Genomic DNA, 13307 nt, shown 5'->3' with positions numbered 1-13307 from the left:
TAGGATCTTTCTCATTTGATGGCTGTTTTGCTGGTATCTACGGTGATTCGATCAATAAAATCTGCTAGCCATAAAATAAAGTCATCTTCATTTTTATGTTTTGGAATCAAACTCATATCTAATTTAATGGGTAACTCATTTTTTACACTCACAACCGTACCTTCGAAGTTCACAAAGTTATATAAAAATTTTAATTCTGTACCAGTAATGGCTTTTTTAATTTCTATAATGAGATTATTTAAGTTTTTAAAGTGATTGTTTGAAGACTTACTTTTAATATTTTTATTAATTTTTTCTGCTAATAATAAGTATTTTGGCATATTTATCTCCTTATTCGTTGTTTAAAAGATATAAGTATAAGATTTCAGTTATAAAAATAAGTTTATAATTTTTATTAAATTGTTGCTGTTTTTTAATTTTAATTGATAGGTTGTGTATAATGCAACTAGTTATTTTTTTGAAGTGTGATGGGGTTTGAATTATATTCTGATTAAATTGATTAGTATTTTAATTTCATCTAAAATCCATCGATTCAAGTTCTATATTAAATAGGCTCAATATTTAAAATATTAAGCCTATTTAATTTTTAATCTTCACTTATGTCTAAAAGTACTAACCTAGATATTAAGTGAATTTTTGGGAACTCTTCACTTTGTGAATTTTTCCACATTTTCTGCATTCTTTAATTTCGTCATGAGCAATATCAAAATCATATTCCCAGATGTGAATACAGAAAACCTGTCTAAGATTGTGGAGCATAGACACCTCCTTATAAAGAACCAACTCAGCAGTAAGTTCTCTATGAATATACTTAGCTTATTTAGAGGAATTTTCCTCTTTAGCCTTTTCTTCCTTGTGTCTACAGCAGTAACCGAAAACAGCACCCGCACTAAAGAAAAACATAGCTTTGAACATATATATCTCCAAAAGGTAGTTAAGTAAATTTAAAACTAACATTGAAGGTTGTATCTGTTTTTAGTCTAATGAATCTGATTCTGTGCATTATGCAAACTTTTGTGAAAAGTTATAACAATATATTTTATAAGAATAAGGCGAGTTAAATTAAAAAACCGCCCCAGAAGGCGGTTGCTGAATTTACGGCGACATATAGAAGTGTAGTGGACGATCACTTCTATATTTTTTAAACTTATTTTTCTTCTTTTATAATTTTAGTGAAGGCATCTGATTTGAAATAATTAATAATCATCTCTCCATCATCACCTTTCGATGACACTTTAGGAGGCTCTTCATAGTTAAACTTAAAGTCTGGAGGAATAAATTTTGAGATCGGAGGAAGCTTAGCCTCTCCTCCTGTGGTAATTCTTTCAATAAAGCCGGCGAGCCAAAGTATATATTCATCTTTATTTTTATGGTTGGGCATGAGACTCGTATCCAACTTAATCGCGCACTCTTCTAATGGCTTGGTTAAGCACTCTTCAAAATCTATAAAATTATATTTAAGTTTAAACTTGGTTCCTTTAATTTCCTTACGAATTACACCAACCAAATGATTTAAGTTCTCTGCTGAGTTTTCTGAAAATAATTTTTTGTCCTCAATCTTTTTGTACACATTCTCAGCAATGATTAAATATTGTGGCATCTTATTTTCTCCCTTTTATTGTCCAGCTACTCATTCAGCTTTTTAAGGAAGTATGATAGATATTATGTTTTATAATGTAATTATTGTATTACTATTTGTAATTAATGTGTTTTTATGAAACTTAAAAGCATAACCATCCGAAAAAATTAAAGTTAATGCAAATTAAGTACCTTTTTAAGAGAAATTATTCTAATCAAAAAGTATTCTTAGTTCATGAATATAAACCCTTTTCACTTAACCAGTTTGAAATCACGGAGGCCAATGCCTTAGATTGTTCAATTGGAATCATGTGACCAGTATTCTTAATTATCTCAAGTTTTGCATGTGGTAACTGATCTAATAATTCAGTTGCTTCCTCATTTGAACGCAGTTGGTCGTTAGCACCAGAAATAATTAATGTTGGGCTGGTTATCTTACTCATATCATAAGAGCTTCTATTTAACATAGATTGTTTAACAAACTCTTCATAACCTAGAGTCTTACCCATCTCTTGGATTCTTTTTACAAGTGTTCTATTTTGGGCATTTGATGGATGAAGTGTTTTTTCAATAGATATCGAGCTCAGCCCACTGAAATAAAATCACTATATAAATTAAACAGTATTAACTCTAGAAGAACACCAGACTATAAATGATCTTCTCTATCCTTTAAGGAGATATAAATGAAAATTAGAGCTTCACGTACATATTCTGCTGCTTCAAATATCTATTTTATTTCAAAAGAATATAACTGTACTGTTATTCCTGTAAAAGGTATGTGTTTTACAGATATGGGTTTAACTGAAGGTGGAGTAATTCAACCTGTAGAAATTACTGAGGTGACTATAGAGCCTGAGAGCAATTCGTATCATGTTCTTTTAGGGCACGATACACGTGAATATGAAAAAGAAGAATTAAAAAGAAAGTTTGAAGATATGAAGTCTCATGGTTGGGAATACATAGAAGATTTGCTTTAAAATATGTCTATACCTAATATTCAGTCAGATTACCGACTAAAGTAGCCCTCATCCGAGGGCTTTTATATAAATCTACATATTCACATCAGTATTGAGAGATTAATTATTTTTCCTCAATACTGCCAAAAGCTTTTCTCCAAGCATGAGGACTTGTGCCATATTTTTCACGAAACGTTTTTCTAAACATAACCGTATTGTTGAAACCAGAGAGCTCGGTTATTTGTTCTATAGACAGTTTCGTTGTCTCCAATAATTCACAGCTGTACCTAATTCTTTCTGTGTTGATCCACTCTACCAAAGTCATTCCAGTCGCTTTTTTAAAATGCCGTGTAAATGTCCTACGTGTCATATGTGCTTTTTCAGCTAAAATTTCAATACTATGCTGCTGAGCTAAGTTTTTTCTTAAAAAATCGAGTAGGACATTAATTTGCGCATCTTGACTTGAATTCGCCACAGGTTGTTCAATGAATTGGGCCTGTCCTCCTTCTCTATGTGGAGGAATGACCATAACTCTAGATACTTTATTCGCAATTTGTGCGTTATATATTTCACGAACTAAGTATAAACAACAATCAAGAGCTGCTCCTGTACCAGCAGATGTAATAATTCTCTGGTCTTCTGTATAAAGAGCATCTGAGTCGAGTCTAATATCAGGAAATCTTTCGTTAAAATCTTGTTCGGCCAACCAGTGTGTAGTGGCTTTTTTATTGCTTAACAAACCAGCATACGCTAGTGCATAAGTGCCATAGCATAGACCAACAAGTTTATTCCCTTTTTGATACGCTTGTTGAAGGCTTTCAATAAGAGAAGGTTCTGGCTTATGGTTAAAATCATCCCAACCAGGGATAACGATAAGATCACATTCTGGAATTAGCTCTATTCCGCCATCAGGAATAATGACCATTGACTGTTCTGTTTTTACAGGTTGTCCATCCATCGAAAATATTTTTAGCTTAAATAAGCTCTTATCCTCAATTTTTATATTGAAAATGATATGAGGAATAGAAAAATGAAATGGATTTATATTGGGATAAACAAATAACCCAATGACTGGTATTTCCATACAAATTCTTTAGCTGTGAAAAGTATAAATATAGCATTTTGTCCTAATAGTTTCGATAGTTGTCCTTAAGGACAATTTTTTATATTTATCTCTTTCCTCATAATTTCAATATCAGTAAATTATCTGGAATTAGATATGAAAAAAATCTTAAATAGTTCTCTTATCGCTATTACTTTAGCAACTGCTTCATTCAATTTATATGCGAATGAAAGTGTCCAAAGAGATACGTCAAAGATAACTCACCTACAAGAAGTTCGTAATGCAACGGTAAAAATTACGTATGCAGATACCACTTTTTTAGTTGATCCAATGTTTGCAAAAAAAGGTTTTTATGAAGGATTCCCAAATACTTACCGAAGTTATTTACGTAATCCCTTGGTAGATTTGCCTATTAAACCTGAAACGATTTTGGAAGGTGTTGATGCCATTATTGTTACACATACTCATTTAGATCATTGGGATGATGCCGCACAAGCAGCTATACCAAAGAACATGCCTGTTTTTGTACAAAACAAAGATGATCAAAAGACCATTCGGTCTCAAGGTTTTAAAGATGTACGTATCTTAACTCAGACCACATTTGAAGGTGTCAAAATAACTAAAATCGGTGGCCAACATGGTACTGATGAGATGTATCGCAATCCTAAGCTAGGGGCTGCTTTAGGTGAAGCCATGGGTATGGTTTTTGAAGCAGCTGGTCATGAAACAATTTATGTTGCTGGTGATACTATTTGGCGTCCCGAGGTCGATCAAGCTATAGAGAAATTTAAACCAGAAGTGATTGTATTAAATACAGGTAATGCTTTGATGGAAGGATATAAAGAATCCATTATTATGGGTAAAGAAGATACTTATCATGCTACTCAAGAAGCACCTAAGGCTAAAATTGTTGCCGTTCATATGGATGCAATTAACCATATGTCTGTATCACGTGCCCAGCTCACTGAATATGTAAAAGAAAAAGGTATTCAAGATAAAGTATCGATTCCTTTAGATGGTGAAACCATCTCTTTCTAAGTTTTAATACTCGCGTTAAGCTTACATTGGAAAGCCCTGATTGTTCAGGGCTTTTTTGACAAATTGTTTTTGATGCTATGTCACCAAACATACTTTCAAGTTTATTAATCTTGATGCGAATTGTTTCTTTAGATTTTAACTTTACGTCATTTTCTAAATAATATTTCTCTCAGTGTTTTTTAATGAAAAATGCAGCTTACCACCTTTCTCTATTTCGGCCTTGCCAGATTTTAATTCAAGTAGTTTTAATGCTGCCCACTGCTCACATTCCTTTGCTGTATCCCGAGTACAAGAATATCTTTGTTTGTTAAAAGTCACGCTGATACGGTAAGTTTCCTCACGTTTAATAGGGTTTGGTAGCTTCATTTTTCTGGTGTAGATTTCTTTTTACTTTAACAATTTTATGCCAAAAATAGCTATATAAATAACCTTTTGGCGTACATATAGATGTCTATAAGATGGGTTTTGAGTAAAGATTATTTAACTAACATACTGTTTTTTAATTAAATTATAATGGATGAAAATAAGTATGCTTAGAATTCATCAACTCTATCAGCAATATAGTAGTATGGCATTAAATGCTTGGTGCTTTACAAATACACCTTCGTATAACGATACATACGACCCTGATGAGAACGATACAGTGACGAATAGCTTTAATTGGTTAAATGATGAGCAAGCTACGGAAAAAACTAAACAAGGACTAACCGCTTTTGTAGCACTAGATGATGCCTTTATCAGTATCGCTTCTCGTATGTATCTCATTAGAAATGCAAAAGAAAAAATCGATTTACAATATTATATTTGGACAAATGATTTTGTTGGAAATTTAATGCTGCATGAGCTACTTACGGCAGCAGATCGTGGCGTAAAAATCCGGTTACTCATTGACGATCAAAATGGCGTAAAGCTTGATGGTGTTCTCAGAAGCCTTCTCCACCACCCTAATTTTGAAATTCGCTTATTTAATCCATACAAATTCAGATATATAAGAATTTTAGACTATATTTTCCGTTTCAAAAAAGTAAACCATCGAATGCATAATAAATTAATTATTGCAGATGGAGTAATTGCAGTAACAGGTGGTCGAAATATCAGTAGTGAGTATTTTGATGCAAGTAGTGAGTTTCAGTTTACAGATCTGGATATTTTATTTTATGGGCATACAGTACAGCATGCTCAAGCCGTTTTTAATGATTTTTGGCAAAGCGAGCTAAGCCAAAACGCCACTGAGCTGGTCGGAACTTGTGCTGCCCACCACTTGCAATCTTTACGACAGCATTATCATGATCTACTTCATGAAAGTGAAAATCATACTCAAACCGAAGATAAGCTTTACGATGCACAAACTTATTTAAAAGAGCTTTTAGAAAGCTATCCAATTCAATGGTCAAAAGCGTATTTTGTTGCAGACTCACCTAAAAAAATTTTAGAAGTAGCTTCTAAAGAAGAGATGCTTTATGGACAAGTTATGGCCATTATGGGTGAACCAAAGCAACATATAGAGTTAGCTTCAGCTTATTTCGTTCCTACCCAGCAAGGCACTTACTATTTAAAACAGCTAAAAGTACAAGGGGTTAAAGTCAGGGTTTTAACCAATTCTTTTGCTGCAAATGATGTGGCAATTGTGCATGCTTTTTATAGTCAATATCGAGTTGAAATGCTCAAAAGTGGCGTAGAGTTATTTGAGTTTAAGCCATTTTTAGAACGCAGACGTAGAACATGGTATGAGGTGGTGACCGGAAGCGTTATCCCCGCAAAAGGTAAAAATAAATCGAGTTTACACGCCAAATTTTTTGATGTAGATGGTAAAGTATTTATTGGTTCATTTAATTTTGACCCACGCTCGACTTACTTAAATACCGAGGTTGGTCTTGTGATTGAGTCGAGTCAATTACAGGCTCAAATTTCTGTGATGCTCGATCAGCACTTACCTCAAGTCGCCTATCAGCTTAAGCTAAATAGTGAAGGGAAAATCATTTGGCTAGATTATCAATCGAATGGGAAAGTTGTTGAATATGAAAAAGACCCAGATACGAGTCTTTTCCAACGTACAATGATTAAAGCCGTTTCATATTTACCAGTTGAATGGATGATGTAAGGACGCTTCAGTTTTATTTATAAAATACCAATCTCTTTAAAGAATTTTTGATAAGCCTCAGCTTTCTTCTCTAATGCCAATGGATAAGCTCTAGAGGAAGATGGTAAGCGATATAAATTAATATCTCTTCCTGCAAAATAAGTCGATGTAGACATTCCTATAAGCGGCTTTTCGGTGTTCTCTGGTAAAACTGAAATTAAAGTGTCAGTTGCTTTATCACCTGTAGTCATGATGGTTTGACATAACGGAATCTGTTGAAGTAGAACCGCAAGATCTGTTGGCGTTACTATTTCAAGAAATTTATCGGCGGCATTCCCCTTTAATCGCTTAATTTGGTAAGCAGTATCAAAGATCGCAATACCTGTTTCAATCAAGAAGTTTCGGATACGTTCTTCATTAAAATTTTTTTGGTTTTCACTTAAAAAATAAGTTTTGTCTTGAAAAAAAATTAAACCAAAAATTCGCCACATATCATTTTGAAAGTTCGGATAGTAAAAATCCATTTTCCATTTATTACGAGGTGGTGGAAAACTACCTAACATTAATAGATGTGCATTTTTAGGTAAAAATGGTTCTAGTGGGTGTGTTTCTATCTCAATTATCATAAAAAATCAGTGTTTACTTAAAAACTTTATAAATAAATTAACCTATTTCTTAGCTAATCACGAGTCATGAAATGCAATTTATCTTCATTAAAGCGTTAATATAAGAAATTAGCTCTGAGTTAAATGCATTGAAGCGACACTTTTGGAAGAGCCGCTTCAATAATTTAAAACTTGCAAAGTGGATTGGTGGAACTAAAACTATTAAGAGTTCAGGACTTTAAACACCTTGCCTGTTCTTGGATGAGCAAAGGTATTATCTTGATCTAAATTAATAACTTTATCTGAAATCACAATTTTAGAAAGTGGCAACCAATTTTGCTCCCTCTCAGCTTCGACAAAGTTTTTTTCATAAATATTTTCATAAATTTGTTCAACAACAATTTCCATACCACACATACTTTTAGCGTTAACTTCTTTTAAAATATGGCGCTTTGACATTCTAGTCTCCATTTTTATTATCCGCATCGATAATAATAAAGACTCCACTGATACAGTATGTAAATTTTAATAATGAAAGTGTTTTTTTTGTTTTAATCATACTTTTGTAATAATTAAATGAATAGTTGAGTAATTATTTGAGTTAAAATAATATCTTTAAATTAATCTATTTAAAATAATTATGAGTTTTAATAAAAATTAAAGGGTTCAATTGAACCCCTTTTTATTTAAATTTAAACTTGTACAGTGTGATCCAGTGAACCATTAGTTTGATTTTGAGTCCTGTCTTTACTAGTCACTGAGTCAGTATCACTATCCGTGTTAAAACTTTTACTGTTCTTTTGCTTTTTCTTGTACATAGACATCCCAATCGCAATACCTGTACCTATTACTAAAATTGACTTTAACATTTTGCACCTCTTCGACTGATGGAGTAAATTTTGATAAATCAACTTAAATTAATAGCACATAATTTGTTATTTAACGGCTTTCATTTGCGCCGCTTTTGTAAGGTGTTTAATTTTTATGTTAATTGAAGAGTCCAATAATTAAAAAGAATAAATTTTGATACAAAGCAAAAAGCCTACTCAAATGGGTAGGCCTTTTACTGTATTTCAGGACTAAGCAGTATTATGAATTACTTTTAAGTAATTTTATTTATCTTTAAATACACTACAAATGTATTTAATGCAGATCTTTTAGTCAAGATAGGATTGAGAGAATGCTAATAATTAGTGATTATTGTGATTACTATCACGTTTATTTGATTGAGATAAGAAAAAACCCATTTCTACTTCTCATGAAGAAATGGGTAATGTGAAAACCACAAAAGACCTGAAATACTAAATGTTCTTACATTCAGTAAGGTTGAGTTTAGTGAATTTAACGAATGGTTGACAATTAAACCAATTGTATTTTTTTAAGTCATTTCGGCCAATCAAAAAATGCAAATAATTAGTTATTTTTAATATGTTTAGCTCTAAACTTATTTACCCAAAATTTGGTAAAGCACTTTTTTCCAATTCGTAAAACATAGTTTTTCAATGAGTTCGCTTGAGTAGGCTCGCTGTTGCATGTGATGAATAAGTTTATGTAAGCCCATAACATCTTCAAGCTCGGCCCCGATGAGTGCGCCGTCAAAATCAGAACCAAAACCCACATGCTCTTCGCCAAGTCGATCCAACAAATAATCAAGATGGTCTAAAATTACATCTATAGATGTATTTGCATTACGTTGTCCATCAGGCCTTAAAAAAGCAACATCAAAATTTACTCCGACTATGCCCTGACTATTTCGAATTTCTTTGAGTTGAGAATCAGTTAAATTTCGCGCTTGGGGACACAAGGCATGTGCATTAGAGTGTGTTGCTACGATTGGCTGTTGCAATAGATCTACAGTATCCCAAAAAGCCCGTTCATTCATGTGAGAAACATCAATTACCATTTTTTTATCGGCACAGCGCTTTACAAAGTCTTTGCCGTCTTGTGTAAGGCCTGCTCCTGTGTCGGGTGAGTGAGGAAACTTAGCATTTAAGCCATGTCCAAAGCGGCTTGGTCTATTCCAAAGTGGGCCGATACTACGAAGACCTCTGTCATAAAACACATCAAGTAAATCGGGGTTTTGTTGTAAAGCTTCTGCACCTTCCATATGCAGCACAATGCCCAGTTTCTGCATGTCTACACAACTCTGAATATCCTGAACTGATGTGCAAATTTGAATGTCTGTAGAACCTTTTGCGAGTTGGTGTGCTATATCGAGTTGCTCTAAGCAAATCTGTTCAATTTGCCGCTGGGTAAAATCAGAAGCATTTTGATCAAATAGTTTATTGGGATGATGCTGTTGAACATAGCTAAATGGAGGTAAAAAAATGGCAAACATTCCACCAATAAAACCTGCTTGCTGGCAGCGTTTTAAATCAAGATGGCCCTCTAGGCGTTCATGAATAAAAGCATGTACGGGATCTGCATGATCACTTAGCCATAGACGCGTTAATGCATCATTATGTCCATCAAAAACTGGAATATTGCTAGGCTTCATGAACATTCCTATTGCTTGCTATTTATCGGTAATTGTGTGGACTGGAATATTTTGTGTAGCACTTAAAGATTTAGAGTTTCTACTGTTCCGAAAAACAAGCTGTTGTAGTGGAGCGGCTACATGACTTTCTGCCCGTGCTTGCTCAATCATTTGATGATACGGCGATTTACCACAGACAGGATCGGCATTAGCCGCATCGCCAGTCAACATATAGGCCTGACAACGACATCCGCCAAAGTCACGATCTTTATCAGGGCAACTGCGGCAGCCTTCAGGCATCCATGCGTCACCACGGAAATGATTGAATCCAGTTGATTTGTACCAGATATCTGACAATTTATGTTCACGGACGTTTGGAAATGAAATTGGTAATTGCCGTGCTGCATGGCAAGGCAGCGCCATACCATCTGGAGCAACTGTAAAAAAGATTTTACCCCAGCCATTCATACAGGCTTTTGGTCGTTCTTCATAATAATCAGGCACTACAAAAATGAGTTTGCAGGGATGATTTTGCGCTTTTAATTTTTCTCGATATTCATTGGTAATACGTTCCGCACGTATCAGTTGTTCCTGTGTTGGTAGCAAACCTTGACGGTTTAAAAAAGCCCAACCGTAAAACTGACAAATTGCTAACTCGACGGTGTCTGCATTGAGCTCTAAACAAAGATCAATAATTTGTTCAATCTGGTCAATGTTATGCCGATGGATTACAAAATTGAGCACCATCGGATAATTATATTTCTTAACCAGTCGGCACATTTCATACTTTTGTACAAAAGCATGTTTTGAACCTGCCAAGGCATCATTTACCACAGGATCACTAGCTTGAAAGCTCACTTGAATGTGATCTAGCCCTGCTTGCTTTAGATCGGCAATGCGTTGTTCGGTGAGTCCCATGCCCGAGGTAATCAGGTTGGTATAAAACCCTTGTTGGTGAGCATGTGCAACCAGTTGTTCTAAATCTTGGCGTACCAATGGCTCGCCGCCAGAAAAACCGAGTTGAACGGCGCCCATCTGGCGGGCCTGATCAAAAACATCAAACCACTCTTGAGTGGTCAGTTCATTTTTATGCTGGGCGTAGTCCAATGGGTTTGAGCAATATGGGCATTGTAGCGGACAACGATAAGTGAGTTCCGCTAATAACCATAAAGGTAGGCCAACACCTTCTATCATACTAAATCGATCCAGTGTTGCTGCTTTGCGACCAGCATGTAATCCACTACATCTTGATCAATCTCAGCAATCTCACCAAATTTTTGCTTTAACTGGGCAATAATTGCGGAAACATTTTGCTGACCATCAATATATTGCCCGATTGCCCCTGCACTTTCATTTAACTTGATCATGCCTTCCGGATATAAAATCACAAAACCATTTTGAGCTGGTTCGAACTGAAAACGGTAACCTTGTCGCCATGTCGGCACAAGGTTTAAATCAAACTGCTCTTTATTCATTTAAATAGTCCTTTGTGCCAAACCCGTTTGCTAGTCACACTGTGATACGGTGCTTCATTGTGAACATATGCCAATGTTAAAGCATCTAAAATGCTCCATAAAATATCCAGCTTAAACTGCAATATTTCAAGCATTCGTTCTTGTTGCTCATGAGTCGTAAATGAATCAAGCGTAATCGTTAAGCCATGTTCAACGTCACGGCGTGCCTGACTTAAACGTGAACGGAAATACTCATAGCCTTTATCATCAATCCATGGATAGTGCTGTGGCCAAGACTCTAGACGTGATTGATGAATTTTTGGGGCAAAAAGTTCAGTTAAAGAACTACTTGCTGCTTCCCGCCATGAGGCACGGCGTGCAAAGTTCACATAGGCATCTACAGCAAATCGAACCCCTGGTAATACCAGTTCTTCAGAAATCACTTGTTCACGACTCAAGCCCACAGCCTCGGCTAACCGTAACCATGCTTCTCGGCCACCACCATCAGGATTTTCACCATCTTGATCGATCATGCGTTGAATCCATTCTTGACGAACGCGTTGGTCTGGGCAATTCGCCATAATGGCTGCATCTTTGAGTGGAATATTAATTTGATAATAATAGCGGTTTGCAACCCAAGCCTGAATTTGCTGTTGAGTTGCGCGACCTTCATACATCATCACGTGAAATGGATGATAGATATGATAATACTGGCCTTTATCAATAATCGCTTGTTTAAATTGTTCGGTCGTTAAAGCATCAGGTGTTTGAGTCATGGTTCACCTTAGAGTTCAATCTGCATGCCATCATAGGCAACTTCTATATTGTTTGCTTTAAGCTCAGCAAATTGGCTAGAGTTTTCATTTAAAATTGGATTAGTGTTGTTAATATGAATAAGCACTTTTTTAGGTGTACTCAGCTGATTTAAATAAGACAGCGAACCACCTTCACCACTAATATATAAATGCCCCATTTCACGGCCAGTTTTAGTTCCAACCCCTGTTTGTTGCATTTCATCATCTGTCCAGAGCGTTCCATCAATCATGACGCAGTCTGAACTCTGCATAATTTGCATGATGTGATCATCGATTTTTCCAAGACCTGGTGCGTAAAATAACTGTTTTTGTGTTTTATGGTCTTTGATAATTAAGGCAATGTTGTCGCCGTCATGTGGATCATTTCGATGTGGTGAATATGGTGGCGCAGCACTTTTAATAATTAAAGGTAAAAATTCTAAATTTTCAAAACCATCAATTTTAAAAGCTTGTTTAGGGTTAATCTCGTGATATTGAAGACCACCATTCCAGTGTTTGAGCATATTAAAAACTGGAAAGCCAGTAGTCAGGTCCTGATAGACCATTTCTGTACACCACACATTCATTGGACAACCTTCACGTAAGGTTAAAAGCCCAGTGGTATGATCTAACTGACTATCCATTAAAATAACGCTAGTGATGCCTGTATCACGCAATTTACGCGCTGGTTGAGCTGCTTTAAATTCGAAAAGCTGCTGGCGAATGTCTGGTGATGCGTTTAATAAAATCCAATCTATTCCATTTTCAGAAACAGCAATTGAGGATTGAGTCCGTGCTTTAGCTTGGATTGTACCTGTGCGAACACCATGACAATTGGGGCAATTACAATTCCACTGCGGGAACCCGCCTCCGGCAGCTGAGCCTAAAACATGAATATACATAAAATAATATCTTATTAGAAAGAGATAAGCCCTAGAACAAGACTAGGGCTTATGACACATTTAGATGAAATTGATTAACGTGCTTCGAAGTACATAGTCACTTCAAAACCAATGCGTAAATCAGTAAAAGCTGGTTTAGTCCATTGCATAAATTATCTCCGGTTCATATTAATCTTATGAAATGAATCACTTGATTAAATTTGATAAGGCAATTAAAAATTTATTCTAAATAAAAAATTGGGATTTGTAGACAACTTCTAGCTAAGATATTGTTCGATAATTGTGTTTTTTGTCCAAATTTTAATATTTCTAACCCATCAGCCTAGTTATAGGCTAATAAAATAGAACTTTATTAAAATGG

14 protein-coding genes and 1 pseudogene are annotated in these 13307 nt (G+C 35.1%); 3 read left to right on the top strand and 12 right to left on the bottom strand.

Annotated elements, in window-relative coordinates:
- Positions 1–11: 11 nt before the first annotated feature.
- From MSG66_RS03030 to MSG66_RS03020, 3 genes and pseudogenes are all read right to left on the bottom strand, one after another.
- Positions 12–320 carry a hypothetical protein gene (locus MSG66_RS03030; protein ID WP_133973593.1) on the bottom strand — a complete coding sequence of 103 codons (309 nt, stop codon included), beginning with the start codon at positions 318–320 and terminating at the stop codon, positions 12–14.
- Between the two features lie 827 nt (positions 321–1147).
- The gene (locus MSG66_RS03025) at positions 1148–1600 is read right to left on the bottom strand and encodes a hypothetical protein (RefSeq protein ID WP_324652138.1); all 453 of its coding nucleotides are present in this window, start codon (positions 1598–1600) and stop codon (positions 1148–1150) included.
- A 211-nt stretch (positions 1601–1811) separates the two neighbouring features.
- A pseudogene (locus MSG66_RS03020) lies at positions 1812–2174 on the bottom strand (alpha/beta fold hydrolase); the annotation flags it as partial.
- A gap of 87 nt (positions 2175–2261) precedes the next feature.
- On the opposite strand from MSG66_RS03020, the gene MSG66_RS03015 reads away from it, so the two are divergent.
- A complete protein-coding gene (locus MSG66_RS03015) occupies positions 2262–2555 on the top strand; it encodes a hypothetical protein (RefSeq protein ID WP_324652136.1) in 294 nt (97 codons plus the stop codon).
- 103 nt (positions 2556–2658) lie between these two features.
- Here MSG66_RS03015 and MSG66_RS03010 read toward each other — a convergent pair whose 3' ends face one another.
- Positions 2659–3618, bottom strand: a complete 960-nt coding sequence (locus MSG66_RS03010) for a GlxA family transcriptional regulator (protein WP_133973599.1) — start codon at positions 3616–3618, stop codon at positions 2659–2661.
- A gap of 135 nt (positions 3619–3753) precedes the next feature.
- Here MSG66_RS03010 and MSG66_RS03005 point away from each other — a divergent pair, with 135 nt between their 5' ends.
- Positions 3754–4635, top strand: coding sequence for an MBL fold metallo-hydrolase (locus MSG66_RS03005; protein WP_324652133.1), 882 nt, complete (start codon positions 3754–3756; stop codon positions 4633–4635).
- Between the two features lie 529 nt (positions 4636–5164).
- Positions 5165–6736 (top strand): phospholipase D family protein, encoded by a 1572-nt coding sequence (locus MSG66_RS03000; RefSeq protein WP_324652131.1) that lies wholly within the window; start codon positions 5165–5167, stop codon positions 6734–6736.
- 17 nt (positions 6737–6753) lie between these two features.
- Here the strand turns inward: MSG66_RS03000 and MSG66_RS02995 are convergent, their stop codons facing one another.
- The 8 genes from MSG66_RS02995 to pqqA all read right to left on the bottom strand — a co-directional run bounded on the left by MSG66_RS02995 (position 6754) and on the right by pqqA (position 13095).
- On the bottom strand, positions 6754–7341 hold the full coding sequence (locus MSG66_RS02995; protein WP_324652129.1) for a uracil-DNA glycosylase family protein: 588 nt from the start codon (positions 7339–7341) through the stop codon (positions 6754–6756).
- Between the two features lie 201 nt (positions 7342–7542).
- On the bottom strand, positions 7543–7779 hold the full coding sequence (locus MSG66_RS02990) for a hypothetical protein (protein ID WP_133973607.1): 237 nt from the start codon (positions 7777–7779) through the stop codon (positions 7543–7545).
- A gap of 985 nt (positions 7780–8764) precedes the next feature.
- The gene (locus tag MSG66_RS02985; RefSeq protein WP_324652127.1) at positions 8765–9817 is read right to left on the bottom strand and encodes a dipeptidase; all 1053 of its coding nucleotides are present in this window, start codon (positions 9815–9817) and stop codon (positions 8765–8767) included.
- Positions 9818–9835: 18 nt separating this feature from the next.
- On the bottom strand, positions 9836–10990 hold the full coding sequence (gene pqqE / locus MSG66_RS02980; RefSeq protein WP_324652125.1) for a pyrroloquinoline quinone biosynthesis protein PqqE: 1155 nt from the start codon (positions 10988–10990) through the stop codon (positions 9836–9838).
- Positions 10987–11271, bottom strand: coding sequence for a pyrroloquinoline quinone biosynthesis peptide chaperone PqqD (gene pqqD, locus MSG66_RS02975; RefSeq protein ID WP_049836639.1), 285 nt, complete (start codon positions 11269–11271; stop codon positions 10987–10989). The genes pqqE and pqqD overlap by 4 nt, the downstream gene beginning before the upstream one ends.
- Positions 11268–12026: a pyrroloquinoline-quinone synthase PqqC gene (gene pqqC / locus MSG66_RS02970; RefSeq protein WP_324652122.1), complete on the bottom strand. Its 759-nt coding sequence runs from the start codon at positions 12024–12026 to the stop codon at positions 11268–11270. Before pqqC ends, pqqD begins: the two co-directional genes overlap by 4 nt.
- Before the next feature lie 8 nt (positions 12027–12034).
- Positions 12035–12946 (bottom strand): pyrroloquinoline quinone biosynthesis protein PqqB, encoded by a 912-nt coding sequence (gene pqqB / locus MSG66_RS02965; RefSeq protein ID WP_324652120.1) that lies wholly within the window; start codon positions 12944–12946, stop codon positions 12035–12037.
- Between the two features lie 74 nt (positions 12947–13020).
- Positions 13021–13095: a pyrroloquinoline quinone precursor peptide PqqA gene (gene pqqA / locus MSG66_RS02960; protein ID WP_001982218.1), complete on the bottom strand. Its 75-nt coding sequence runs from the start codon at positions 13093–13095 to the stop codon at positions 13021–13023.
- Positions 13096–13307 lie beyond the last annotated feature (212 nt).

This window comes from Acinetobacter sp. IK31 (assembly GCF_035615195.1).
GTDB classification, from domain to species: Bacteria; Pseudomonadota; Gammaproteobacteria; order Pseudomonadales; family Moraxellaceae; genus Acinetobacter; species Acinetobacter calcoaceticus_C.
Note: the sequence above shows the minus strand (reverse complement) of the source record. Positions and strands in the feature narration are given on the sequence as shown.

Coding starts and splice junctions, on each gene's coding strand:
- MSG66_RS03010 (WP_133973599.1), bottom strand. CDS start 3,618: ATGGAAATACCAGTCATTGGGTTATTTGTTTATCCCAATATAAATCCA.
- MSG66_RS03005 (WP_324652133.1), top strand. CDS start 3,754: ATGAAAAAAATCTTAAATAGTTCTCTTATCGCTATTACTTTAGCAACT.
- pqqE (WP_324652125.1), bottom strand. CDS start 10,990: ATGATAGAAGGTGTTGGCCTACCTTTATGGTTATTAGCGGAACTCACT.
- MSG66_RS03030 (WP_133973593.1), bottom strand. CDS start 320: ATGCCAAAATACTTATTATTAGCAGAAAAAATTAATAAAAATATTAAA.
- MSG66_RS02985 (WP_324652127.1), bottom strand. CDS start 9,817: ATGAAGCCTAGCAATATTCCAGTTTTTGATGGACATAATGATGCATTA.
- pqqC (WP_324652122.1), bottom strand. CDS start 12,026: ATGACTCAAACACCTGATGCTTTAACGACCGAACAATTTAAACAAGCG.
- pqqD (WP_049836639.1), bottom strand. CDS start 11,271: ATGAATAAAGAGCAGTTTGATTTAAACCTTGTGCCGACATGGCGACAA.
- MSG66_RS03000 (WP_324652131.1), top strand. CDS start 5,165: ATGCTTAGAATTCATCAACTCTATCAGCAATATAGTAGTATGGCATTA.
- MSG66_RS02990 (WP_133973607.1), bottom strand. CDS start 7,779: ATGTCAAAGCGCCATATTTTAAAAGAAGTTAACGCTAAAAGTATGTGT.
- MSG66_RS03015 (WP_324652136.1), top strand. CDS start 2,262: ATGAAAATTAGAGCTTCACGTACATATTCTGCTGCTTCAAATATCTAT.
- MSG66_RS03025 (WP_324652138.1), bottom strand. CDS start 1,600: ATGCCACAATATTTAATCATTGCTGAGAATGTGTACAAAAAGATTGAG.
- MSG66_RS02995 (WP_324652129.1), bottom strand. CDS start 7,341: ATGATAATTGAGATAGAAACACACCCACTAGAACCATTTTTACCTAAA.
- pqqB (WP_324652120.1), bottom strand. CDS start 12,946: ATGTATATTCATGTTTTAGGCTCAGCTGCCGGAGGCGGGTTCCCGCAG.